The sequence below is a fragment of the bacterium genome (genome assembly GCA_016708025.1).
Lineage (GTDB): Bacteria > Zixibacteria > MSB-5A5 > GN15 > FEB-12 > FEB-12.
The window spans coordinates 217,578-241,811 of record JADJGQ010000002.1; the positions used below are offsets into that span (position 1 = coordinate 217,578).

27 protein-coding genes are annotated in these 24,234 nt (G+C 53.9%); 26 read left to right on the plus strand and 1 reads right to left on the minus strand.

The features are described from left to right. Positions 1-36 precede the first annotated feature (36 nt). The gene (locus IPH75_07185; protein MBK7141846.1) at positions 37-627 is read right to left on the minus strand and encodes an AAA family ATPase; all 591 of its coding nucleotides are present in this window, start codon (positions 625-627) and stop codon (positions 37-39) included. Positions 628-828: 201 nt separating this feature from the next. Here IPH75_07185 and IPH75_07190 point away from each other — a divergent pair, with 201 nt between their 5' ends. From IPH75_07190 to IPH75_07315, 26 genes are all read left to right on the plus strand, one after another. Next, on the plus strand, positions 829-2,001 hold the full coding sequence (locus IPH75_07190) for an aminopeptidase P family protein (GenBank protein MBK7141847.1): 1,173 nt from the start codon (positions 829-831) through the stop codon (positions 1,999-2,001). Beyond that, positions 2,001-2,585, plus strand: coding sequence for an NUDIX hydrolase (locus tag IPH75_07195; protein ID MBK7141848.1), 585 nt, complete (start codon positions 2,001-2,003; stop codon positions 2,583-2,585). The genes IPH75_07190 and IPH75_07195 overlap by 1 nt, the downstream gene beginning before the upstream one ends. A 39-nt stretch (positions 2,586-2,624) precedes the next feature. Next, complete coding sequence (locus tag IPH75_07200; protein MBK7141849.1) at positions 2,625-3,017, plus strand: hypothetical protein; 393 nt, start codon at positions 2,625-2,627, stop codon at positions 3,015-3,017. 210 nt (positions 3,018-3,227) lie between these two features. After that, positions 3,228-3,536 carry a hypothetical protein gene (locus IPH75_07205; protein MBK7141850.1) on the plus strand — a complete coding sequence of 103 codons (309 nt, stop codon included), beginning with the start codon at positions 3,228-3,230 and terminating at the stop codon, positions 3,534-3,536. Positions 3,537-3,697: 161 nt separating this feature from the next. Then, complete coding sequence (locus tag IPH75_07210; protein MBK7141851.1) at positions 3,698-4,528, plus strand: purine-nucleoside phosphorylase; 831 nt, start codon at positions 3,698-3,700, stop codon at positions 4,526-4,528. 84 nt (positions 4,529-4,612) lie between these two features. Beyond that, positions 4,613-4,984, plus strand: a complete 372-nt coding sequence (locus tag IPH75_07215) for a hypothetical protein (GenBank protein MBK7141852.1) — start codon at positions 4,613-4,615, stop codon at positions 4,982-4,984. A gap of 55 nt (positions 4,985-5,039) precedes the next feature. Further along, the gene (locus IPH75_07220; protein MBK7141853.1) at positions 5,040-5,786 is read left to right on the plus strand and encodes a hypothetical protein; all 747 of its coding nucleotides are present in this window, start codon (positions 5,040-5,042) and stop codon (positions 5,784-5,786) included. Positions 5,787-6,095: 309 nt separating this feature from the next. After that, positions 6,096-6,542 (plus strand): EF-hand domain-containing protein, encoded by a 447-nt coding sequence (locus IPH75_07225; protein MBK7141854.1) that lies wholly within the window; start codon positions 6,096-6,098, stop codon positions 6,540-6,542. A 158-nt stretch (positions 6,543-6,700) separates the two neighbouring features. Continuing rightward, on the plus strand, positions 6,701-7,390 hold the full coding sequence (locus IPH75_07230; protein ID MBK7141855.1) for a response regulator transcription factor: 690 nt from the start codon (positions 6,701-6,703) through the stop codon (positions 7,388-7,390). 201 nt (positions 7,391-7,591) lie between these two features. Further along, complete coding sequence (locus IPH75_07235) at positions 7,592-9,130, plus strand: T9SS type A sorting domain-containing protein (GenBank protein ID MBK7141856.1); 1,539 nt, start codon at positions 7,592-7,594, stop codon at positions 9,128-9,130. An 11-nt stretch (positions 9,131-9,141) separates the two neighbouring features. Then, positions 9,142-10,695, plus strand: coding sequence for a T9SS type A sorting domain-containing protein (locus IPH75_07240; GenBank protein ID MBK7141857.1), 1,554 nt, complete (start codon positions 9,142-9,144; stop codon positions 10,693-10,695). A gap of 154 nt (positions 10,696-10,849) precedes the next feature. Next, entirely contained in the window at positions 10,850-11,002 is a 153-nt protein-coding gene (rpmH, locus tag IPH75_07245; GenBank protein ID MBK7141858.1) for a 50S ribosomal protein L34, read from the plus strand. 13 nt (positions 11,003-11,015) lie between these two features. Next, a complete protein-coding gene (rnpA, locus tag IPH75_07250; protein MBK7141859.1) occupies positions 11,016-11,333 on the plus strand; it encodes a ribonuclease P protein component in 318 nt (105 codons plus the stop codon). Beyond that, on the plus strand, positions 11,293-11,556 hold the full coding sequence (yidD, locus tag IPH75_07255; GenBank protein MBK7141860.1) for a membrane protein insertion efficiency factor YidD: 264 nt from the start codon (positions 11,293-11,295) through the stop codon (positions 11,554-11,556). Before rnpA ends, yidD begins: the two co-directional genes overlap by 41 nt. 27 nt (positions 11,557-11,583) lie before the next feature. Continuing rightward, a complete protein-coding gene (yidC, locus tag IPH75_07260) occupies positions 11,584-13,290 on the plus strand; it encodes a membrane protein insertase YidC (protein MBK7141861.1) in 1,707 nt (568 codons plus the stop codon). A gap of 3 nt (positions 13,291-13,293) precedes the next feature. Beyond that, complete coding sequence (gene mnmE, locus IPH75_07265) at positions 13,294-14,679, plus strand: tRNA uridine-5-carboxymethylaminomethyl(34) synthesis GTPase MnmE (GenBank protein MBK7141862.1); 1,386 nt, start codon at positions 13,294-13,296, stop codon at positions 14,677-14,679. A 199-nt stretch (positions 14,680-14,878) separates the two neighbouring features. Then, positions 14,879-15,442: a c-type cytochrome gene (locus tag IPH75_07270; GenBank protein ID MBK7141863.1), complete on the plus strand. Its 564-nt coding sequence runs from the start codon at positions 14,879-14,881 to the stop codon at positions 15,440-15,442. 18 nt (positions 15,443-15,460) lie between these two features. Then, positions 15,461-17,329: a tRNA uridine-5-carboxymethylaminomethyl(34) synthesis enzyme MnmG gene (gene mnmG / locus IPH75_07275; protein ID MBK7141864.1), complete on the plus strand. Its 1,869-nt coding sequence runs from the start codon at positions 15,461-15,463 to the stop codon at positions 17,327-17,329. Further along, positions 17,326-17,925, plus strand: a complete 600-nt coding sequence (locus IPH75_07280; GenBank protein MBK7141865.1) for a class I SAM-dependent methyltransferase — start codon at positions 17,326-17,328, stop codon at positions 17,923-17,925. The genes mnmG and IPH75_07280 overlap by 4 nt, the downstream gene beginning before the upstream one ends. Positions 17,926-18,017: 92 nt before the next feature. Next, the gene (locus IPH75_07285) at positions 18,018-18,776 is read left to right on the plus strand and encodes a ParA family protein (protein ID MBK7141866.1); all 759 of its coding nucleotides are present in this window, start codon (positions 18,018-18,020) and stop codon (positions 18,774-18,776) included. Further along, the gene (locus IPH75_07290) at positions 18,773-19,633 is read left to right on the plus strand and encodes a ParB/RepB/Spo0J family partition protein (GenBank protein ID MBK7141867.1); all 861 of its coding nucleotides are present in this window, start codon (positions 18,773-18,775) and stop codon (positions 19,631-19,633) included. Before IPH75_07285 ends, IPH75_07290 begins: the two co-directional genes overlap by 4 nt. A gap of 2 nt (positions 19,634-19,635) precedes the next feature. Further along, positions 19,636-20,421, plus strand: a complete 786-nt coding sequence (locus tag IPH75_07295; GenBank protein ID MBK7141868.1) for a M23 family metallopeptidase — start codon at positions 19,636-19,638, stop codon at positions 20,419-20,421. Continuing rightward, positions 20,396-20,839 (plus strand): polymer-forming cytoskeletal protein, encoded by a 444-nt coding sequence (locus tag IPH75_07300; GenBank protein MBK7141869.1) that lies wholly within the window; start codon positions 20,396-20,398, stop codon positions 20,837-20,839. The genes IPH75_07295 and IPH75_07300 overlap by 26 nt, the downstream gene beginning before the upstream one ends. A 415-nt stretch (positions 20,840-21,254) precedes the next feature. Further along, positions 21,255-22,262, plus strand: a complete 1,008-nt coding sequence (locus tag IPH75_07305; GenBank protein ID MBK7141870.1) for a MoxR family ATPase — start codon at positions 21,255-21,257, stop codon at positions 22,260-22,262. A gap of 81 nt (positions 22,263-22,343) precedes the next feature. After that, a complete protein-coding gene (locus IPH75_07310; GenBank protein ID MBK7141871.1) occupies positions 22,344-23,558 on the plus strand; it encodes a site-specific DNA-methyltransferase in 1,215 nt (404 codons plus the stop codon). Further along, entirely contained in the window at positions 23,548-24,234 is a 687-nt protein-coding gene (locus tag IPH75_07315) for a hypothetical protein (protein ID MBK7141872.1), read from the plus strand. Before IPH75_07310 ends, IPH75_07315 begins: the two co-directional genes overlap by 11 nt.

Below are 24,234 nucleotides of genomic sequence, written 5' to 3' on the forward strand. Positions count from 1 at the left end.
CATTGCTCCGTCTATTACCAACTGTCATCTCTAAAGTTATACCCGCTGGCGGACAATTCCCGCCAATCGTTCTATGGTCTGTCTAAACTGGCGAACTTTTGACTCAAAATCAATCTCTGCCGCGATCCAGTGATACCCCGGATGCCGATTCCAGACGGATCCGATCGCCCGCTCAATTACCAGTGCTTCCTCGATTGACTCGAACCGGATCCGGTCCGTCCGATAGTGTTGCTCGCCCAGCGATGCTGCCGATCCAAGATGGATCACGCCACTGTAGCGGTTATACTCCCGCTCGACGGTGGTGCCGACATCGGCGGCCGTCTCCGGATGAAACGCGAAGGCATCGACCGTCCCACGATCGCTGATAAATGGCCGGGTAGCCGTGGCAAGCTCGCGGGCGGTTTGTCGTTTGTAAATCTCGCGATGAAACTCGGGCCAGCGTTGACGATAAGTAGGATCTTCTTCCAGTAGCTGTCGCGCCAGCTCATCCATGAAAACAAACTGTGCAAATGCGACATCCTGCCGGATCCGTTCCAGACAGTCGGTCTTCCCGGAGCCGGGTGCTCCGGTAATGACAATGCGGGGGATAGTCGTTTGCTGGTTCAATGCAGGGAATCTATTCTTCATAAGACTGGCTGTCAAGGCGGCCAAATTGAATCAAACCCTCATCCGTCGCTTCGCGACCCCTTCTCCCAAAGGGAGAAGGGATATCCCCTCTCCCTCTGGGAGAGGGTGTCCGACTTTGGCGGACGGGTGAGGGATTCACTACCCAAATTGGTTGAATCCGCCCCGCAAATGCCGTATGTTATCTAAAACGTTGGAGCACGCATGAATATCCAAGCAATTCAAAGCTATTTACGTGATCACCAGCTCGATGGCTGGCTGATGGCCGATTTCCACTCCCGCAACACGGTCGCGGTTGAGATGCTCAGCCTGCCGACCCATCTGACCCGCCGGTTCTTCTATTATATACCGGCAAACGGGGAGCCAACCGGTCTGGTTCACCAGATCGAAAAGGCCAAGTTCGGCCATGTTCCGGGCCGCCTTACCCCGTTCTCCAGCTACAAGATGCTGGAGGAAGGAGTCGCCAAGATGCTGACCGGAGCCAAACGGATCGCCATGGAATACTCCCCCTTTGGGCGGTTGCCGTATATCGGCCTGGTGGATGCCGGGACGATCGAATTTGTCCGCGGCCTGGGGTATGAGATTGTTTCTTCGGCCGATCTGGTCGCCAATTTTCAGGCTCGGCTGACGGTTGAGCAGATGGCCAGCCACCGTATCGCCGCGCGTAACCTGATCGAGATCAAAACCAAAGCGTTTGCGCTGATCCGCGACTCTCTCGCCGCCGGCAAGAAGATCACCGAATGGGATGTCTGCGCGTACATGCTCAAGCTGTTCGAGCAGACCGATATGGAGACCGATGCCGGTCCGAACTGCTCGGTTGGCGCCAATGCCGGCAATCCACACTACGAACCGACGCCGGAAAAGTCTGAGATTATTCAGCGCGACCAACTGGTCCTTTTGGATATCTGGGCCAAACTCAAAACCGACAAAGCGGTGTATGCGGATATCACCTGGATGGGATTCGCCGGTGCCAAGCCCGCAATCCCCGCCGAATACAATACGCGCTTTAATGTCATCCGCGATGCCCGCGATCGCGCGGTTGCATATCTTCGCGAAAATTACGGGAAGCATCCGGTCTACGGTTACGATGTTGACGATGCCACGCGCAAAGTGATAGTCGATGCGAACCTTGGGCAGTACTTCACTCATCGGACCGGTCACTCCATCCATGTCGCCACACACGGTCCGGGGCCGAATATCGATAATCTCGAGACGGAGGACCGTCGCCTGCTGCAACCGGGACACCTTTTCTCGATCGAACCGGGAGTTTATTTTGCGGATTGCGGCTTCCGGACAGAGATCGATGTATTGATCGGCCATGACGGTATCGAAGTAACGACGCTTCCGCTGCAAACCGAGATCACGGCGCTCTTCTGATGTTTGTCACTGATGAGCTGATCCGCGAGATGGAGGAGCGCTTTGGCGTGCCGGTCGCAAAATCGTTTCGCATTCCTTCGACTACCACGGAACTTCAGCGGATCGCGTCTTCGCAGAAATCCGGCCGCAATCATGATGTGACGCTCTATGTGCAGATGGGGGAGAAGTGGATCGTTATCGCGAAACATGCCTATCCGGAAGGGCTCTTTCGGTCTCCCTCGGGGGGGCTGCATCCGGGTGAGGATTTTCTCACTGGGATCAATCGCGAGGTGGCGGAAGAGTTGGGATGCAGAATACGAGTGGATCGGTTTCTGCTCAAAACCGATGTTGAGTTTTTCCTCGAGCCGGTTACTCCGACTGATGCAAATCAAACGCCCATCCACTGGCGCTCCTGGGTTTTTCTTGCGACTTATCTCGACGGTGATTTCAATTACACCGATCATGATGAAATCCGCGAAGTGAAGGTAGTCGACTGGGAGCAGTTTGCGGAGTATGGGAAGATCATGCGAACGACCGACACCGCCGGCCTGCACTACCGCGCGCAGTTGCATGAGTCGGTCGCGGAGATACTGGGGAAGCCGTAGGACAGAATTTAGCGGCGGCATCACGGGGATTGATTGCACATGAACTTTCTACAGTCTGCATCTACACTCGTTTTCTTCCTCATTTCTGTCGGTGTTGGACTCTTTTACTGTGCTATCGGACTATTCACCCCATCCTATTTTGGCGAGCAAATGGGGTACAATACTCCTCTGCTCTTTGACCCCGCTTTCATGCCCTTGTATCTGTATTTTCTAGGTGCAGTCTGTTTTGCCATAATCGATCCGCGTCGGGCCATTCTTGGAGCCGTCTTTTCATGGGCATCATTGGCCGTCTCGTTTTATCTGATCGCTCCACGGTTGGATTCGTGTGGCATGATCGGCCTCGCGATTCTCTCTAACTGGATTCTGGGCGGAGGAGTAATTGTCTTTGGCGCACTTCTCGGCGGGTACCTGGGAAAACGCAGTAAGCGATAGCAGACCTGCACAGAGCCTTCCCCCTTGTGTGCCGGTATGAGCCGTTCGCACAGCAGAATTTGACAACACCAGCTACGCCTCATACCGCGCAGGCGGGTATCCAGATGGAGTTCACTGACGCTTGAATTTCCCCTTGCATCCTCACGACAAGCAGGCATATCTTACTCATGCGTGGCTAACGGTGTCCACGATACAATAGGGAGGTTCTTCATGTTTCCGTCTATTGATCTCATCAGCCTGATTCTTTCATTGGTAACCGGCGCTCTGGCTGGACTGCTCGTTGGTACAGGGTTACACCGGATTAACTTCTGGTTGGCTGCCATTGTGTCGCTTATCTCGCTTCTGCTTGCCCCATTTATCGGGCATGGCACCTGGCTTGTCGGATCAGGTGATCCGATTACAGGGGAATTGTCGGGCATTCATCTGCAGTATTTCTTCGCGGCAAGTGCTGTGACAATTGCTCTGCTGACTAGTGTCCGACTGCTGAGAAGCAAGAGCCCGATCGCCAAAGCAGCATAGCTTTTTTTCACTTGGTCATCCCCCGCCTCTGCGAGAGCGGGCCCACCTTTACCTGCGTACCCCACCATTTATGGTGGGGATTAGAGCCACTTGTCCCACCTCCTCTAATCGTATATATTCCCCCCACTGAAACAAATCGACCATCTCATAGGGAGTCACGTATGGAGACTATCGCTGAATTCAAAGAGAAGCTGAATAACGCTGTCACCTTCATCCGGTCACGGACCGATTTCAAACCGACTATCGGTATCATCCTCGGCACCGGCCTCGGCTCGCTGGTCGATGGGATCGAGCTGGTCGACACGGTCCCGTACGATCAGATCCCGCATTTCCCGGTCTCGACAGTCGAGTCGCACGCCGGACGGCTCCTCTTCGGTAACCTTCGCGGCAAACCGGTCGTCTGCATGCAGGGGCGGTTCCACTATTACGAAGGGTACAGCTTCAAGCAGATCGCATTCCCGGTCCGCGTGATGAAAGCGCTCGGCATGGAAACGCTGATCGTCTCCAACGCTGCCGGCGGCCTCAACCCGAATTTCAAGCCCGGCGATATCATGCTGATCAAAGACCATATCAATTTCTTCCCCGGCAATCCGTTGATCGGCCCGAACGACAACGACTGGGGTGACCGTTTCCCGGATATGTACGAGACGTACACGTTCGCGCTGCAGGATATAGCCAAGCAGGTAGCGCTCGAGCTGAAATTGCCGATGCAGACCGGAACCTATCTTGGTTTGACCGGACCATGCCTGGAGACGGCGGCGGAGTATCGGTTCTTCCGGATCATAGGCGCCGATGCAGTCGGGATGTCGACTGTCCCTGAGGTTTTGGTGGCGCACCATCAGCGGAATCGGGTGCTTGGATTTTCGATCGTGACCGATATGGGGTTGGCGGATAATATGCATCCCTGCTCATTGGAGGATGTGATCGGGACAGCCTCGCGGACCGAACCGAAATTGCGTGACTTGATCGCGGGGTGCGTCGAGAGGATGTAGGGGGGAAGAGTGAAAGCGACTTTCGGACGGCTCTTTCATCGAAAGGAATCCGCCAAATGGTGGTATCCAATAATCTGGTGGGAGATGCGCCGTATCGTATACAACTTGATTCTCGTTACGGGAGGCTTTATAAGCCTCCTTCTGTTAACTGCGATTTATTACCTCCCCCCGCAACTTGACGAGTACCCTGTAGAGGGTCTGGCTGTGCTTGGCATCTTTCTCGGTTTAGCAATGGCCAACGTTTTCTATACCGCCGGATGGATAGTCGAGATTTTTGTGCTCAAATTTGGTGGTGATTGGTCAGTCAAATTTGGGCCATCACTCTTGAAGACTGGTATTCTCTTTTCTCTGTTCGTCGTGAGCCTTCCGACGTTGGCTCACTTCTTTTACTGGATCATTCGGCTCGTTGCCCTGGCTGCCCCCAAAAACAACATCCCCCTTGCGCTCTGGCGTTGAACGTCGTATTCATTGCTCATCAAACCAGACATCATCATTAGGGCGGAGTGCTTACATGATCCAGGAAGTTTCTGTCGGCGAATGCCTCTCCGAAGGCTGGGAATACTATAAGCGTAATTTCTGGCTGACGATCGGCACACTCGTGATCTATCTGGTCATTGCCATCATCGGCGGTCTGATCGGCATGATCCCCTTTATCGGTTTTCTCTTCAGCCTGTTGGTTGCCCCGGTTTTTGGTTCTGGACTTTATCTCCTTTTTCTCAATGTCGCACGGGACAGCAATCCACGGATCGAAGATCTATTCGCCGGCTTCAACCGCTACGGTACGATCATCGGAATGAACTTCCTTTATATGGGGATTTTCATCATCGGTATGCTCCCCACGATCATCTACGGATTCACCGTTTTCATCAAGATCTTCAACAATGAGATCGGTCCAGAGAACTTTCCATGGTCGCTTTTCCTGGTCGCTTTCCTCAATGGTATGCTCCTGATATTCGGCCTGGTCCGTTACTGGCTGACTTATTTTGTCATCATGGATGACCCGCGCCGTCGATTGTTTGATGCGTTACAGCGAAGCGCCGATATCACCAAATACAACAGCCACAATGTCATCTTGCTGGCTATCGCCAGTTGGTTCATTATGGTGGCACTGTTCATTGCCCTGATAATCCCGGCACTCATTTTTGGGCCGTTTCTGTTTGTCGCGTTTGGCCGGATGTATGTGAAGCTCAGTGCGATGCATCCGGAAGCGATCACTCAGCCGGGTGTACCGCCTGAAACTCCGCCAATGACGATGTAAGATCGCGTTGAAAGGTTCGTTGTAGGTCAGGCCCGCTCCGGCAATCGCCAGATTGACGGTGAGCGAAGCGAACGGGCCTGACATCTTACTTTTCAGAAATCACAACGTCAGGCGCGCAGATAATTGACTGCGCAACTCTTGTCAACCGCGCCTGACCTACAACAAATTCTCTCTTCGTATCAACTCCGTATCCCATCTCGAAACAAACCGTAACTGTCCTGTCTATTAAGTCCACGTTTGACTGACCGATGCATCCTACATGCGAAATGATTTCGCAGACCTTAACCGTTCACTCAGGAGGAAAGTACCATGGTCAGCTCAATTCAGTCCGGATCACTGGCACTGATGCAGCGGCAGTTCGACCCAACCCAGATGGCGCAGCGTCGCGAACAGATGTTCACGGATGCCGACACCAGCGGCGACGGCGCACTCGATATCGCCGAATTTTCGGCGATGCACGCTAACCGCCCCACCCCACCCGATGCCCCCTCCGGCGGACCTACCGCCGAAGAGATCTTCGCCGAGATCGACACCGATGGCGACGGCTCTATCACCAAGGCTGAGATGTCGGCCCATGAGGAGACGATGCGTGCACGGATGGAAGAGATGCGCGCTCAACAGACCGAGTCATCCTCGCAACCCTCTCTGGTTGATTATCTTAATAATCAGGAGGAAGAAGAGGACAGCACGGCCAACGTCTGGTACGACCAGTCTTCCGCCCAACTCAGCAAGCAGCTTCTTGATCTGCTCGGCTGATCCCCCGCGCGATTGAGGCCGGGTCACCGGCTCGGCCTCTTTCCAGTTCCGACCGACCCAGGCAACAATTCGATACAATCTCCGCCGCTAAGAATTAATCCAACTACCCCGACCACCGGTCTTACCGTCACAGTCAGCGTGGGAGTAGTAAAGGACCTATGGTCGGTACGGAATCAATCATCCTGTTGGTCGAAAGCGGCACTATTCTCTGCACCGAAATGCGCCGCCTTCTTCGCGAGTCCGGATACCGCGTGCTCAGTTGCGAGCATACCCAGTCGGCGGCCGACCAGGCGATCCAACTCAAACCTGATATGGTGATCATTGATACCTCCCTCGCCAACGGCAACGGCCTCGCGCTCTGCCGTCACCTTCGCCCGCAAATCGACCGTCCCCTCCTGATCGTCAGCTCGCAACGATCGGAGGAGGTTGAAATGGATGCGCTGGAGTCCGGCGCCGATGATTTCCTCGACCTCCCGGTACAGCCCCGCTTACTTCTGGCGCGTGTGAACGCGCTGTTGAGCCGCTGCATTCGTATCGGCGGCACACCTCAACGGATCCGCCTCACTTCGATGACTATCGATGCTGCGCAACAGGGAGTGAAAATGGGGGAGAACATGATCCCGCTTACCTCGGGTGAGTTCGATCTTCTCTGGATGCTGGCGGAACAGGCGGGGAGAGTTGTGCCGCGCGAGCAGGTCTTCAAGCAACTACGCGGTTTCGAATACAACGGCTTTGACCGGGCGATCGATATCCGTATCGCGCGCCTCCGGCGAAAACTTGGCGACAATGGTAAACATCCGGCGTTGATCCATTCGATCCGCGGTGTCGGCTATATGCTCTCCCCGTAATTTATTTCTCCTCCGCCAAAGTTGCGAAACTGATTCTCCATCGAAATCGCACCTAACGGCACCAAACCTCATCCTGCGCAGGCAAGGATCTATTCTTCTCCCGTATCCACCACCAATTCACTCCCACTTTCCACATTCTTGTAGCTGAATTCGTCTTCGGATAATAGATTTCCAATAGACTACCAATCCCTGGGAGGGATCATGCGTACGCTATTTCTTGCCACGTTTCTACTGCTGTTGCCATTGTCGCTCTGGGCGGGAGTCGGGTTTGTGCATGAGAGCGGGTTTTCAGTCACGCCGTTTAGTCCTTCGACCAGCAACTCACGATTGGTTCAATTGGATAGTCTTGGCTCTCTGGGCTTCCTTCGATTTACTGAAAGTGAGATTCAGTTGTATGATCCGGCGAATGATTCCGTCCTTTTCCACCACACGGCAGATTCAGGTGAAATGATCATGTCGGTTGTCACTGGTGACTTCACCGGTAACAGTGCAGTTGATCTCGCTGCAGCCTTTGTGCAGGACATAATGACAGATTCCACCAAGTGGCGCCTCACTTGCTTCGACGGTGAGAGTGGACTTGTCGACTCCAACTCAATCACTTTTGTCTCCAGCACATTTCCTTCGCCGGTCGCGGCTACGGGTGCTGCCTGTTATCTTTCAGCGAGAGATCTTGATTTCGACGGCCGGGCGGAACTTCTCTTCGCATATACTAGAACAGTGGATGTGAGTTTCGATGTCACTGTCAGTGGATATACAAAAGTCTACGATCGTTTCCCCGATTCCCTGCGCTGGGCAAGATCGTACATGACAGTGGGGGACTACGAGATCGAAGACGCTGATCACGCCACCCAAAGCCTCTTGCTCACGTACTATTTCTGGCACATGGAATTTGGTCCGGACACTGAGCACACAGACTGGGCGATCGAGCTTTTGGGCGACAACGGATCGTTGAACCAGATCAGCCCAGCCTGCATTGATACTGGGTGCGATGGCGGAGGCGGTTTTAATTCGTGCGCCTATCGACCGAAAAGGATAGGGGATATTTCGAACCAATACGCCGGTGAAGAGTTGCTCTGTGATCGCAGTCGTGGATTTTATTGTCCGTACGATGGCGGCTCAAGTAGTTCCATTGAACTGGTGCTCTTGGGGCTCAATGCATCGTCTCCAACCGGCGTCATGCATGAGATCTGGTCGATCCCCTATCCTGCTCACCTCATTAAACTCGCCAATTTCATGATCCACCCGAATCTCCCCGGCTATTTTTTCGGGATTGCCGGCGACACTCTCATTATGTTCAATGGAGAGAATGGTTCGATCAGGACTACGACTACCGATATCCCAGCTGGCCAACGGTACTGGGAGTCGAACTGGCCCGACAGCATCCCGCGTCTGGCCGTCGTGAACGGGAATCAGGTGGACATTTATTCACTCGATATTACGACCGCGGTCGAGGATGAGCCGCCAACCTCTCTGCCAGATCAGTTCGTTCTTGGTCAACCGTATCCGAACCCATTTAATGCCGAGACGACAATTCCATTTAGTCTTCCAACGGGTGGTCATCTGAGAGTTGAGATATTTAATCTCCTCGGGCAATCTGTCGTCACCCTGGCCGATCGGGACTTTCCTGCCGGGGAGAACAAGCTGACATGGGAAGCCTCGGCCCACTCATCGGGGGTCTACCTGGTCAGGGCGGTATCCTTAAAGGGTTCTGTTTCCCGCAAATTGATGCTCTTAAAGTGAGGGGAGAACGTATGCGAATCTGGTTTGCGGCACTACTAACGCTCTTGACGATGTCGGCAACCGCAGTGGCCTCAGTCGGCTTTGTGCATGAAAGCACCTTCACTTTCCCGCAGTTTGCACCGGACATTTCTCGTGTTAACTTTGTCGATTACAATAGCGACGGTCAGCCTGAATTGCTGGCGGTTAATGACACACTAGTGGTACTCTGGGATATCACCGGTGATTCCGTGATATTCAGCCATGCAACAGATACATTGCATCCGCACACGCGAGCTGTTGTGGGTGATGTAAATCGGGATAGCATTCCTGATCTGGTTTTGGTGGTGGCAGTTCCTGACACAGCCTATCTCAATCTAATTCCTGTCCCGACAGACTGGCAAATAATCTGCTTTGATGGTGCATTAGGATTCACTGATTCCACATTCGCTGTCCACCACTCGTGGGCACCTTGGAGCCCAATTGAGTATTCACAGGGGTTGGACTTTCTTATGATAGAAGACATCGACGGGGATGGCGAGTGCGAGCTTTTCTATTCGCACCGCTACCTCTCCTTTGACCAGTGGTCAAGTTTCGAAGGAGGGTTTACCATTCTGTACGCGCGTTTTCCGGATTCCATTCAGTGGACCGAGCCATTCATGGCCATGGACGCTCTGAGCATTGAACGAGCCAACAATTCTCGCAGACTGATTTGTCGCGAATTGGATGGTAGTTCTCTAGAGACTAGCGATGAATCAAACACTGAAATACGATTGGTTGATTGTGATTCTCTGGGCCAACTAACAACCCTCTCTCCGGAATGTGTCGACACTGGCTGTGGTGGAGGAGGATTTCGAGACTGCGTATACTACGCTTGGGAAAGTGGCAATCTGATCGGCTCATCCGAGGGTGACGAGGTGATTGGCCTTCGAGGTTACTCACTTTTTTGTCCTGCTCCCCCTGCAGGAGAGCTGACCGTTGAGTTGGTTCTATTCGGCCAATCGTCAATTGGCCCGAACGGCCCGTTCGACGAACTCTGGTCAGTTTCATATCAGAATCAATTGCCTGGTCTCGGCAATTTCATGATCCACCCAAATCTCCCAGGCTATTTTTTCGGGATTGCCGATGATACGCTGTTTATGTTCCGTGGAGAGAATGGATCGATTCGATATCAAATGTCAGATATTCCACACGGTCAGCGTTATTGGGAAACTGATTGGCCGGACAGCATCCCGCGTCTGGTCGTCATGAACGGGAATCAGGTGGACATCTATTCACTCGATATTACGACCGCGGTCGAAGATGAGCCACCAACCTCTCTGCCAGATCAGTTCGTTCTTGGTCAACCATATCCGAACCCGTTTAATGCCGAGCTGTCTATCCCGATCAGTCTCCCGAACGCCGCACATGTCAAAGTTGAGATCTACAATCTGCTCGGCCAGACGGTTGTGACCTTGGTAGACGGCCGATTATCGTCGGGGGAGAGCCGACTTAGCTGGAATGCCACCGGCCACCCCTCAGGCATCTACCTGATGAAGGCTAGTTTTGGAGACAAAACGGAGACCAGGAAGCTGATTCTGCTGAAATAATCCCCTCTCACCCAGGGAGAGGGTGTCCGCCTTGGGCGGACGGGTGAGGGGAAATTGGTCACAAGCCCCGCTCCAACTTCTCCACATTCCCCTTGACCTCCCCTTTCAGACTGCTATATTAGGCGGCTAAGTAAGAAAGTATTTTGGAGTAAAGATGAAAAGAACATTTCAGCCGTCCAATCGTAAGAAATTGAACGACCACGGCTTCCGTGCCAGGATGGCGACCAAGAACGGCCGAAAGGTGTTGAGTCGTCGCCGCGCCAAAGGTCGTAAGCGTCTGACCGTCAGCGTTGGCCGTAAGAAATAATCTTCCACGAAGCTTGACCCTGAAAAGTCGGGTAGAAGTATCGGTCCTGCTCAAACAGGGCCGTCGTCATTCTAGCCCCTCTTATACTGCGGTCTGGCTCCCATCGGAAGGATTCAGATACGGCATTTTCCTGGGGCGTCGTCATGGTAAAGCCCACGACCGCAACCGTATCAAGCGGATGTTCCGTGAGGCGATCCGACTGACCCGCGCCGGCCTGACCCTCCCGGTCACGCTGGCAATTCTCCCGAGAGCGGGAGTGAAGTTACCGACGCTGGATGAGATCAAAGCTGATGTCACACGACTGTTCGAACAGATCGATCGCAACGCCTGAGCGAACATCGCTGTTTGCCTATCCCCTGATCGCAGTTATCTATCTGTATCGCTTCACATTATCGCCGTTTATCGGACGTTCCTGTCGCTTTTATCCGACCTGCTCACACTATGCCGAGGATGCCCTCCGCAAGTATGGTGCCGCGCGCGGCAGTTGGATGGCGATGAAACGTCTGGCGAAATGTCACCCCTGGCACCAAGGAGGCTTCGACCCGGTCGAATGACTCGAAGCCACGAATAAGGAAATTCCTGTGGATAAAAAGACTCTCCCGATTGTCATCCTGCTGGTTATCGCTATTCTGGTCTTCTGGCCGGCCATGCAGTGGCTTGGCTTTGTGAAACCGAAACCGGTCGTCCCAGCCGGAGTGACCGACACCAGCCAGGTGGCAGCCACCGAAAGTACGGCCGTCGACACCACCCCTCCCGGCTCAGCCGCTATGGATACCCTGACTGCTGCTGCACCGACTGTGGGTGATTCGGTCATCACGCATGACACAATTGTTGTCACGACCCAGAAGTATCTGGTAACCCTTTCCAGCTATGGCGGCGGTCCGGTCTCATTGCAACTTAGGGAGCACACCTACCGCAATCAGGAGCAGGTGGAGATGCTGGTCGGGAATCTTCCGTCCACGCCAGAGGCGCTGTTTGCCGGCGGGACCGTTTCGACCGGTCGCATGAACTTTGTCGGCAACCTGCCGCCGGGGAAGTACGATGCCACCAGTTCTCCGTTGGATATCATCTACACACATACCACTCCGTCCGGTGGCCAGATCATCAAACGCTTCCATTTTTCCCCGGATCGGTATGATTACGGGTTTGCGATCGAACTCCCCAATTTGAGTACTCTCGGCTTCGACAGACAGTATGACCTTGTCTGGAATACACCGCTGCAGCCGACCGAGCCTGACTCCGCCTCTGATTATGAAGCAATGGAAGCGGTCGCGATGATGTCAAAGCAGCGGACCAACCTGAATGATTTCGATGACAACACGCTGAATCAGTCGCTGACCGGCAGTACCGAGTGGGCGGGACTCCGCGCCAAATATTTCGCCGCCGTGATGATCCCGCGCAGCCGTCCGGCCGAGGGCGTTTTCGCCAAAGGACAGCTCAAGCCGGTTGTTTCCTCTCTCGGGAACACTACCGCCAAACTACTGACGCTCGGCCTGGAGTTGCCATTCGCCGGAGCAGGCGCAGTCACCGACAGCTTCACCATCTTTGTCGGTCCTCTCGATTACGACCTGATGTCGGATTACCAGATCGGTCTCGAGGATATGCTCGGTATAGGCACGACCGCCTATGTCGGATGGATCATCAAGCCGTTCGCGCTGGCGGTCATCTGGTTGCTCCCGCTGATGTACCAGTGCATTCCTAATTACGGCTGGGTGATCATTCTCTTCTCGCTGTTGGTCAAGCTGGTCACCATGCCGCTATCGTTGAAATCCTTCAAATCCATGCAGGCGATGAAGGATATTCAGCCCAAACTCGATGAACTGCGCAAGAAGCACAAAAACAATCCGCAGGCGCTAAACCAGGAGACAATGAAGCTCTATAAGACGGTCGGGGTGAATCCCTTCTCCGGTTGTTTGCCGATGCTTTTGCAGATGCCGCTCTTTTTCGGCCTCTTTGCTGTTTTTCGTCAGACCATTCTGCTGCGCGATGCTCCCTGGATCTGGTTTATCGATGATCTCTCGCGCGGCGCCACCGGATTTACCGATCCGTATATCGTCCTGGTCGTGCTGATGGTTGGCTTCCAGTTTATTTCGCAGAAGCTGACGATGGCGACCAACCAGCAGAATAAGATGCTGATGTATCTGTTGCCGCTGGTCTTTGCCTTCTTCTTTTATAAGCTGGCGGCCGGATTGGTTCTTTATTGGGCCTGTTTCTCGCTCTTCTCACTGCTGGACTATTTCGTGTACAAACGTTCCAAGCCGATGAATCCGGAGATCCAGACGGCGTAGCCAATGCGTACCAGCCGCGCGATAACCGGCGACACCATTGTTGCGATAATCACTCCTCCGGGCGAGGGCGGTATAGCCGCCCTTCGCCTGGCAGGACCGGACAGCCTGGCGATCGCCTCCCGTCATCTTCGTACCCCATCCGGCGACATTCAACCGCTCGATCACTTTCATCTTCGCTATTGCCGCTTCTGTACCTCCACGGCCGAGCTGGTCGATGAGGTCACGGCTGTCTCCATGCCGGCGGGTCATTCCTACACCGGTCTTGAACAGGTAGAGATCTTCTGTCATGGTGGACGGATGGTGGTGCAACTGATTCTCGACGAACTGCTCCGTTCGGGAGCGCGCGCCGCCGACCCCGGTGAATTCACGCGCCTCGCCTTTATTAATGGCAGGATCGATCTCGCCCGCGCCGAAGCGGTCGCGGAGCTGATCGCCGCCAACTCCCATGCTTCCTACCAGACCGCGCGGGAGCATCTGTTGGGAGCATATACGGAGCATGTCGCGTCACTGCGCGATCAGATCGTGGCCGTTACTTCAGAGGTCGAAGCCTCCATTGATTTCCCCGAAGAAGAGATCACGCTGGCCGAACGATCCGAAATCACCGCCCGACTTGAACAGGTTGCCGCAAACCTGAGCGACCTCCTCAAAACCTACCAGGGAGGGAGGATCATCTCCGAGGGGTTCACGGTTGCGATTGGCGGACGCCCCAACGCGGGAAAATCCTCGCTCTTCAACCGACTTCTCAGACAAGAACGAGCGCTCGTCCATTCAGTCGCCGGGACAACCCGCGACTATCTCTCCGAGTGGATTGAACTAGCTGGATTCGCTGTAAACTTGGTCGACACCGCCGGCCTCCGCGAAAAGGGGAGTAAGGTCGAGCGAGAGGGGATAGAGCGAGCCAGAAAGATTATCAAAGAGAGCGACCTTCTACTCTGGCTGGTCGATTTAACTCGACGAAGCTGGCAACGCGAGCTTGACGAAGATATGTCTAACTTACCAGCCAACAAAACGATAGTTCTGCTCAACAAAATCGATATTGCCAAACAAAAGACTGAAACATCGACCAACAAACTCCCGTTTATTCGGTTGTCAGCACGGCGCGGTGACGGTCTGGATCATTTGACCGGACAGATCACCGAGCAGATTCGAAGGCGGATGCCGGACATGACCTCAGGGTTAGTGGTGACCTCGGCCAGACATAAACAGAAGCTGGCAGTGGCGATCAAAGCGGTCAAGAGCGCCATTGAGAAAAATCGGGCGGAAGAATCCCCCGAAATCGTTGCTTTTGAGCTTCGCCAGGGTTCACTCTCACTGGATGAAATAACGGGACGTGTCTATACCGAGGAGATCCTCGGCCGCATATTCGGGAAATTCTGTATCGGCAAATAAAGGTTTCACGTGAAACCGGGTTGCCCTATCCAACCTGACATTCGACTGCTTTCCCTCCGGGCAGGGTGAGGTACGCAGGCAGACCTGCACAACACAACTACCAAACTACATTCTATTACAGGAGGTTGACCCTACCATGAACCGTTCTTTCCAACTGCTCGCAGTGCTCATGGCGCTCGCGTGCTGCAGCGTGCTCGTCATGTGCGGCCAGAACGCTGAGGCTGACAAAGCCGATGCCGCCCAGACTGCCGGAATGACCAAAGAACAGATGATTGCCCGTGGCAAGTACCTGACTATGGTCGCTGGCTGCAACGATTGCCACACCCCGAAGAAGATGGGGCCGAAAGGTCCTGAGTTCGACATGAGCCGCGAACTCTCAGGTCAGCCGGAAAATGACCCTATCCCCGAATACCCGACTGCCTGTCTTACCCCGACCGGCTGGATTGGCGCTACCAATATGCACCTCTCCGCCTGGGCGGGACCATGGGGCATCAGCTTTGCCGCTAACTTGACGCCCGACGAGACGACCGGTACCGGTGCCTGGACCGAAGATTCATTCATTGAAGCTATGCGGACTGGCAAGCATATGGGAATGGGTCGCGAAATCCTCCCGCCGATGCCTTGGCAGGTGATCGGTACCATGACCGACGAAGATCTCAAATCGATATTCGCCTATTTGCAGTCACTTCCGCCGGTGATGAATCAGGTTCCCCAGCCGATTCCGCCACCTGGCGCGCCGATGGGTGATGCTTCGGCTCACTAAATCCCTTATATTGGGAGTATGAGCATTGATTTTCATCTGATTGTTATAGGAGGCGGCCATGCCGGCGTAGAAGCAGCATTGGCCGCTGTCCGCATGGGGAAGAGCGCCGCCATCGTCACGATGGACCCGAAGCGCCTTGCTCTGATGTCCTGCAATCCGGCCATTGGGGGAATCGGAAAATCACAGCTCGTCAAAGAACTCGATGCCCTCGGTGGGATCATGGGAGAGGCGATCGATGCAACCGGTATCCAGTTCCGTCGCCTCAATCTCTCCCGCGGCCCGGCCGTTTGGTCCACTCGCGCCCAGGCCGACCGCCGATATTACAACCAGTTCATAGTAGATTATTGCTTACGCCAAAAGAACTTAACTGTTGTCGAGGGACTCGCCGGAGCTATCCTAACTGAGTCTGGTTCGGCAGTGGGAATCCGCCTCGAGGATGGCACCCCCTTCAGATGCAAAGCGATTGTGGTCGCTACCGGGACTTTCCTGGGGGGCCTCATTCATATTGGCGAGAAGCAGACCGAGGCAGGACGGTTCGGTGAACCGGCCGCTTACAAACTCTCTGAGTCATTCCGCGAACTTGGCTTTGAGTTGGGACGTCTCAAGACCGGAACCCCGCCTCGCCTCGATGGCGACACGATCGACTGGTCAAAATGCTCAATTCAGCCAGGGGAAGACCCTATTCCGTTCTTCTCCTATCGATCACCCTATCGACCGTTCGAGCAGACCCCCTGTCACCTCACGTCTACCACGGCAAAAACCAAAGAGGTGATCTCCGCGTCATTCCATCGCTCGCCGATCTTTTCGGGTCAGATAACATCGAGTGGGCCGAGATACTGTCCATCGATTGAAGACAAGTTCTTCCGCTTCGCCGATAAGGCGACTCACCACGTCTTCCTCGAACCGGAAGGGAATGGGACCAGCGAGGTATATCCGAACGGTTTTTCGACCGCGCTCCCCGAAGAGGTCCAGACCGAGGCTATTCGCACGGTAATTGGGCTGGAACAGGTCAAAGTAACCCGCCCCGGTTATGCGGTGGAGTATGACTACTGCCCGACCTACCAGATCAACACCTCGCTCGAGACACGCCGTCTACGAGGCTTGTTCTTCGCCGGACAAATAAACGGGACATCGGGTTACGAGGAAGCAGCCGCACAGGGAATTATGGCCGGGATCAACGCTGTTCTCTATATGGAAAAGGAAGAGCCATTTGTGCTCGACCGCTCAGAGGCATATATCGGAGTGATGGTCGATGACCTGACCACCCGCTCAACCACCGAACCGTATCGCATGTTTACCTCGCGATCGGAATATCGTCTCGCTCTTCGGGAAGACAACGCTCGCGACCGTTTGGCCGGATACGCCCGGAAGTATGGCTTGATCAGTAGCGATGATCACCTGCAATTCGAGGCTCTCAAGAACTCGACTGATGAACTGATCAAGAAATTCGGCAAGGCGCGCGTGAAAGTCAGTGAACTGGGGGATCTGTCTGAGAGATTCACAAAGTTCGACTCGGTTACTATCGAGACTCTCCTCAAGCAACCGAATGTCGGCATTCCGGAGATCATCCCTCACATTCAGGCCATGCTCGGGTCGGAACACTTTGCCCGCGAAACGATGGAACGGGCTGCGATCGCCATTCGCTACCATGGATATATCGAGAAGCAGGATAGAGAGATCGCCCATTTCAAGAAGCTCGAGCATGAGAAGATCCCGGAGCAGTTCACCTATCAGGCGATATCCGGACTCCGCAACGAAGCCCGCGAGAAGTTCAGTCGATTCAAACCTGGCTCACTTGGTCAGGCTGGCCGTATCGAGGGGATCACACCTGGTGATCTGGCGGTACTCTCGGTCCACCTCAAGCGGTTCAAATCGGTGGTCGCATGACAGAGCTGGCGGTCCGCGAAGTTGAAATAGGGGAGATCATCACACGCCACCTGGCACCTGAGCGCCTCACACGCTACTGGGATCTGTTGATGGCAGAGAATCTGAAGGTCAATCTTGTTTCACGTGAAACATCGCGCGCCGATTTTGATCGCATGGTCGCCGAATCGCTCCTCCCTCTCGATTTGATCGAGGGAGATTTCGGCTCTTACCTCGATATCGGCTCCGGTGGCGGCCTCCCTTCCATCATTATCTTGCTCTCAGGACGGGTAAAAGGGGAGACTCTGATGGTTGAGCGGACCCAGAAAAAGACCGCCGCACTCGAGCGGATGCTTGCTGACCTCAATCTGCAGGGCAAACCGATCCCCCGGACTTTCGAAGAAGTCCCTCTGGATACTCGATTCGACCTGATCACGCTTCGCTATGTCAAGCTGACGCCGCAGCTCCTTCGCCGCATTCTCCCGGCGCTTTCGCCGACTGGCGTTTTTGCCTACTTCTCGAAGCCTGAATTTGAGGTTAGCGGCGGTACGATGACAGTCATTCCATACAAAATCAGCACCGATCAATTCGTTAAATCACTTACGCTTTTCCGCAGGTAGCTGTTCTTTCCCGGATTTTTTTGTTGCTTACCATCGCAACTCGCTTTACCATATGACACTTCCGTTTTCAGACCGGCGCAAAGGAGTGTCGCTTGCATCGAATAATCGCTATCGCCAATCAGAAGGGCGGAGTTGGCAAAACCACCACCGCTGTTAACCTTAGTTCCTGTCTCGCCGCAGCCGAACAGAAGACTCTCCTCATTGATATGGATCCCCAGGCGAACTCGACCTCCGGGATCGGCCTCGACAAAAACACGGTGGCCAGTTCCATCTACGATGTCTTGATCGGCCATAAGTCAGCCGGTGAGGCGATCATCCCGACCGAACTGCAGTTCCTGCATGTTATTCCTTCCTCCATATCGCTGGTCGGCGCGGAGGTTGAGATGGTGAACATGCTGTCGCGCGAACAACGACTCAAATCCGCACTCGCGTCGATCGCCGATCAATATCGGTATATCATTATAGACTGCCCGCCCTCGCTGGGTTTGTTGACTATCAACACCCTTACCGCGGCGCATTCAGTGATCATTCCGATTCAGTGTGAATATTATGCGCTCGAAGGTCTCGGGCAGTTGACGAACACGATCAAACTGGTGCAACAACATCTCAATCCCGCACTGGAGATCGAAGGTGTCCTGCTGACTATGTTTGATGGGCGTCTCAATCTCTCCAAGCAGGTATCCGAAGAAGTGCGCAAGCATTTTGATAAAAAAGTATATGAGACGGTGATCTCACGAAATGTCCGTTTGTCCGAAGCGCCCTCGTTCGGCAAACCGATCATCCTGTACGACATTCTCTCCAGTGGAGCTGAGAATTATATGGCGTTGACGAAAGAGGTGATGGCGCGATGAGTAAACTCGTCCTGGGAAAAGGACTCGGCGCGCTGATCCCGACTGAAGATCCATCAGCCGCGGAAACTTCGGCAGATTCCGGCAGCTATCGCATGCTGGCACTCGAACAGATCAAACCGAACACGATGCAACCGCGTCATGAGTTCGATCAGGAAAAACTGAATGAACTCGCGGAATCGCTTCGTGTGAACGGCATGATGCAGCCGCTCGTTGTCAAGCAACACACCAATGGATTTATGCTGATCGCCGGTGAGCGACGGTTCCGCGCCGCGAAGATCGCCGGTCTCACGCATGTGCCGGTTATTATTAATGATGTTGATGATGACACGCGCATGCTGGAACTCGCGCTCGTTGAGAATATCCAGCGTGAAGATCTCAATCCGCTTGAGCTCGCATCCGCCTATAGAAAGTTGATCGAGCAATGCGGTCTCACTCAGCAGGATCTCTCCGTGCGGGTGAACAAAAGCCGCACCGCGGTGACGAATACGCTTCGCCTGCTCACTTTGCCATCATCCATTCAGGAGATGGTGCGTCGCGGCGAATTGACCGAAGGTCACGCACGCGCGATCCTTGGATTGCCCTCTGAAAATGAGATGCTCGACACCGCACGACGCATTATCGATGGCGGCATGTCGGTGCGTGCGACGGAACAGGCGACCACGCGCACGAAAAAACGCCGTCTCGTTCCCAAAAGAAAACTCCCCGCGATCAGTGAGATCGAATCGTATCTCAAACAGACGCTCGGGACTTCGGTCAAGATCACTCCCGGTTTGAAACGCGGCCGGATCGAAATTGAATATTACGGTGATGATGATCTCGAACGGCTGCTCGAGCTGTTCCGCAAGATCACGGCATAACGATGTCGAAAACAAAATTCGTGACGATCATGGTCATTCCGGATGACGCGCATGCGCCCAAGGAATGGAAAGTCAGATTGGTCGTCCTGCAACTTATCGGTGTCGGAATCGGACTGGTCGTCCTCGGGATCGTGCTGTTTTTCGTCTTCTACGGCACCATGGTCTATCGCACCGCGATGGCCGAACGGTTGCAGACAGAAAACGATGAGTTGCGGCGGTACAAATATAAGGTGAGGTTGCTTGAGGAGAATCTGAACCAGGCGCATGAGACCGTGCGACGGTTGACTCGTCTGGCAGGGATCGATTACAAGTTCCCGGAGTACTCCGACTCGGCGATCATTGATTCGCCGAAACCGGTAGCTGCGATTTTGGATCGACCGGCTGATCTCGATCCGTCGCTGCCGGCAGGATTGCCCCTGCGCGGGTTCATTTCGCAGGGCTTTCAGCCGGAGGAAGACGAGAAGTTCCATCCGGGGATCGATATCGCCTGTGCCAAGGGTACCCCGGTCCTGGCAACCGGCTCGGGCCAGGTAGAATTTGCCGGCTCGGATGAAACGTATGGCTGGATGGTGGTGATCAAACATAATGACAGCACCAGCACATTATATGGACATAATGACTCCCTGTTGGTAAAACAGGGAGAGAAGGTGGCGGTCGGGAGCCGTATCGCGTTGTCCGGAAGCTCCGGCAAGTCAACGGCGCCGCACCTTCACTATGAGATACGGATAAACGAGAAACCAATAGATCCACTGGAAAACCCATATGATAAAGAAAACCTTCAGCAGTGAGGTGGATGACCTAATGAACACCATAATCGGCAAAGACACACTCATCACCGGGACGATCGATGTAAAAGGGGCACTCAAAGTTGACGGCACGGTGAAGGGGAAGATCATTTGTTCTGACTGTGTGACGGTTGGGTCAACCGGCCTGGTGGAAGCGGATATTGAATCCAATACCGCGGTCATCGCAGGTCACATGATCGGCAATGTCGCCACTTCCGAAAAAGTTGAACTGCAGGCAAAGTGCGAGCTCGAAGGAGATATCAAGACGAAATCTCTGGTGATCGAGCAGGGAGCCATGTTTTGCGGCCAGTGCAATATGAAGGGCGGAACGCGCGGTACCGATCTTGGATTCCTGCCGCCGGCCACCAAGTCCGAGGAAAAGGACGAACTGTTCAGCTCTGACAAGAAAAGCTTCAAGTAACACTTGAAGTGGGTGGTGTGGAAATCAGACCGGAACTGTGGATAGGCTGCTAACTCATTGACCTTAAGAGACTTGATTTTAGACAAACTCGGTTATGAGAGGCAACTTGTCCACAGTTCGGCCAGTTCTTATTCATTGTACCGCTACTAGTTAGCGGTCATATCGACGCGCAGTTTCTGCTTTTTCACAGGCCAGTGGTGATCTTTCCCCGGTGGAAATCACCTCTTCACCAAGTCAGATTTCGGGTGTCATCAACCATATCATTGGGCGCAATCGCGGGGAGTCAGCAACCGCTTTCGGGTTGTGTTGAATTCTTCTCTCCTATATACTTAAGCCCAATTCCGGATTTGGCGAAACAGAGTACCCTGCTTCAGAGTACAATGGCCAGACAACACTCAATGACCACGGAGCCAGCATGTCCTCTTCAGACGCACGTTCTGACCTGCAAGCAGTAGAACATCTTCACGCTTCCTATACCCAGATCACACGCGAGATCGGCAAAGTTATTATCGGCCAGGATAAAGTTGTCGAACAACTTATCATCTCGTTGCTCTCTTCCGGCCACTGCCTGCTGGTTGGTGTACCCGGGTTGGCCAAAACGCTGCTGATCTCCACCCTGGCCCGCGTGTTTAATCTCAAATTCAATCGCATTCAGTTCACTCCCGACCTGATGCCGTCGGATATCACCGGCACAGAGATCATCGAAGATGACCACGCCTCCGGCAAACGGTCATTCCGCTTTGTGAAAGGTCCGGTCTTTGCCAATATCATTCTGGCGGATGAGATCAACCGCACTCCTCCAAAAACACAAGCAGCCTTACTGCAGGCGATGCAGGAACATGAAGTGACCGCCGCCGGACAGACCTACAAATTGGATGAACCATTTTTTGTCCTCGCCACGCAGAACCCGATCGAACAGGAAGGGACCTATCCGCTTCCCGAGGCGCAACTTGACCGGTTCATGTTTAATGTCTTTGTCGACTATCCTTCCGAACAGGAAGAAAAAGATATCGTCAAGTCTACCACGGCCGTGCATCAGGTCGATCTGCAGAAAGTTTTATCGGCGGAAGACATTGTCACCTTCCAGCGTTTGGTCCGACGTGTGCCGGTCTCTGATCATCTGGTCGAGTATGCCGTGCAACTTGTACGGGCGACTCGCCCGAAAGAGGGGACTGCGCCTGAATTCGTGAAAAACTGGGTCAACTGGGGTGCCGGTCCACGTGCCTCCCAGTATTTGATTCTCGCCGCAAAGACCAAGGCGATTCTCGAAGGGCGTCCGACTCCCGGGCCCGAGGATGTTCGTTTTGCCGCCTATCCGGTCCTTCGCCATCGCATTGTCACCTCGTTTAATGCCGAGGCTGACGGTGTCGACACGATGGAAGTGATCAAGCGGATCCTCGAAACCGTGAAAGAGAAAGCGTAGCGATCTCCCTGTGCGGGAGGATGTTCCACTATGACCGAGCGCTCCACCCGGCATACGGTTCTGTTTGGCGATTCACGCTCGATGTCGCAGGTAGATGATCGTGCGATTCATCTCGTGGTCACATCGCCTCCTTACTGGCAACTCAAAGATTACGGTTCTGCGAATCAGATCGGTTTCGATGATTCCTACGAAGAGTATATCAACAACCTCAATCGGGTCTGGATGGAGTGCCACCGCGTTCTCCATGACGGTTGCCGGCTGTGTATCAATATCGGCGACCAGTTCGCCCGGTCAGTTTACTACGGACGATACAAAGTCATCCCGATCCGGACGGAGATAACTCGCTTCTGTGAAACGATCGGTTTTGATTTCATGGGATCGATCATCTGGCAGAAAGTCACCACCTGTAATACGACCGGCGGCGCGACTGTGATGGGATCATTCCCCTATCCCCGCAATGGCGTGGTGAAGATCGACTACGAATTTATCCTGCTGTTCAAAAAGCACGGAGAAGCTCCGAAACCATCGGCTGAAATGAAAGAGCTATCGAAACTTACCACCGAAGAATGGAATCTCTATTTCAGCGGTCACTGGAATTTCTCCGGTGAGAAGCAGGACAGTCACTTGGCGATGTTTCCCGAGGAACTCCCCCACCGCCTGATCAAAATGTTCAGTTTTGCCGGAGAAACCGTGCTCGATCCATTTCTCGGAAGCGGGACAACATCAAAAGCCGCGATGAATCTCGGCCGAAACTCAATCGGTTACGAGATCAACCCGGAGTATCGTTCGCTGATGGAAGCAAAACTCTCCGAAGCAACAGGTCTGACATTCGCGCAGGATCCCGGCGATTCCCCCGCTCGGCCATTGCCGTATCAATTTGTCGATCCGCTCAAACTGGATAAAACGGCGGACTTGAAGCAGGTGCGGTTTGGCTCAAAACTAGACAGCACCGATACCGGACGTGAAGAACTCTTCCGCGTGAAAGAGATACTCTCCGCTACACGGCTCCGCCTCAGCAACGATGCTGTCATCGAACTGCTGGGAGTGACCACGCGCCCCGAACAGGAAGCGCCGGCCATGCAGTATCTCCGCGAGACGCTCAAGAATGAGCAGCTCTTTATACGCCATGAAAACGTACTCGCGGGAGAGCAACGGCAATCTCGCGTTTATCTCTATCTCAAAAACCGGACATTCATCAATGCCCGCCTCATTAAACAGGGGTTGGCTGATCTGGATGAATCATATGCCGGCAATAATACTGCACTGCTAAAATTGAGTGGTCAGCATGTCAGATAATTTTCTTGAGAAGCAGCAGATTCGCAATCTCCCGCCATACGGCAAACTGTTTGTCGGGATCTTCACTTCGTTAATGCTCCTGGTCTGCTTCTGGGCAGTCTGGATCTTTTACGAAACGAGCGGCAAGGTCGGCGAAGGAGATCTCCCGCTTTACCTGAAGGCTGATTCGGTCATGACCGATAGCGCTTCGCTCCATGAAGAGCTGGTGAAAGATATCGAAGAGATCGCCTCCGATTCCGAGGCGGTCCAGGCGCCGGTCTGGGATTCATTTGATGCCGGCGAAGATATCCCGCTCGACTCTGCCGAGGTCGCCCGGATCGCCTTGATGGCGCTCGCTCAACAGAAAGAGATCGATGCCGCCCAGCATGTCGAGGAAGAGTCGCATTTCCGTCATAACCTCGGCCTGGCTCATACTCATGTGAACGGTCAGACACTGCTGTTTTTCGCAATCGGTTTTGTTTTCCTCTTTACGTCGGCGCCGGTAACGACCAAGAAGATCCTGTTCTGGCTATTTGGGCTGACCATTGTCGCGCACACTGTCGGCCTGACCGGACAGGGATACTGCTGGGTATACGATGATCTGTTGGCTATCTCCGGCGTGCTTCTCTTAGGGATCATTGCCTATATGGCGTTTTTGATATTTGTCGATCTTGGCAAAAAGCCGGTGAATGAATAA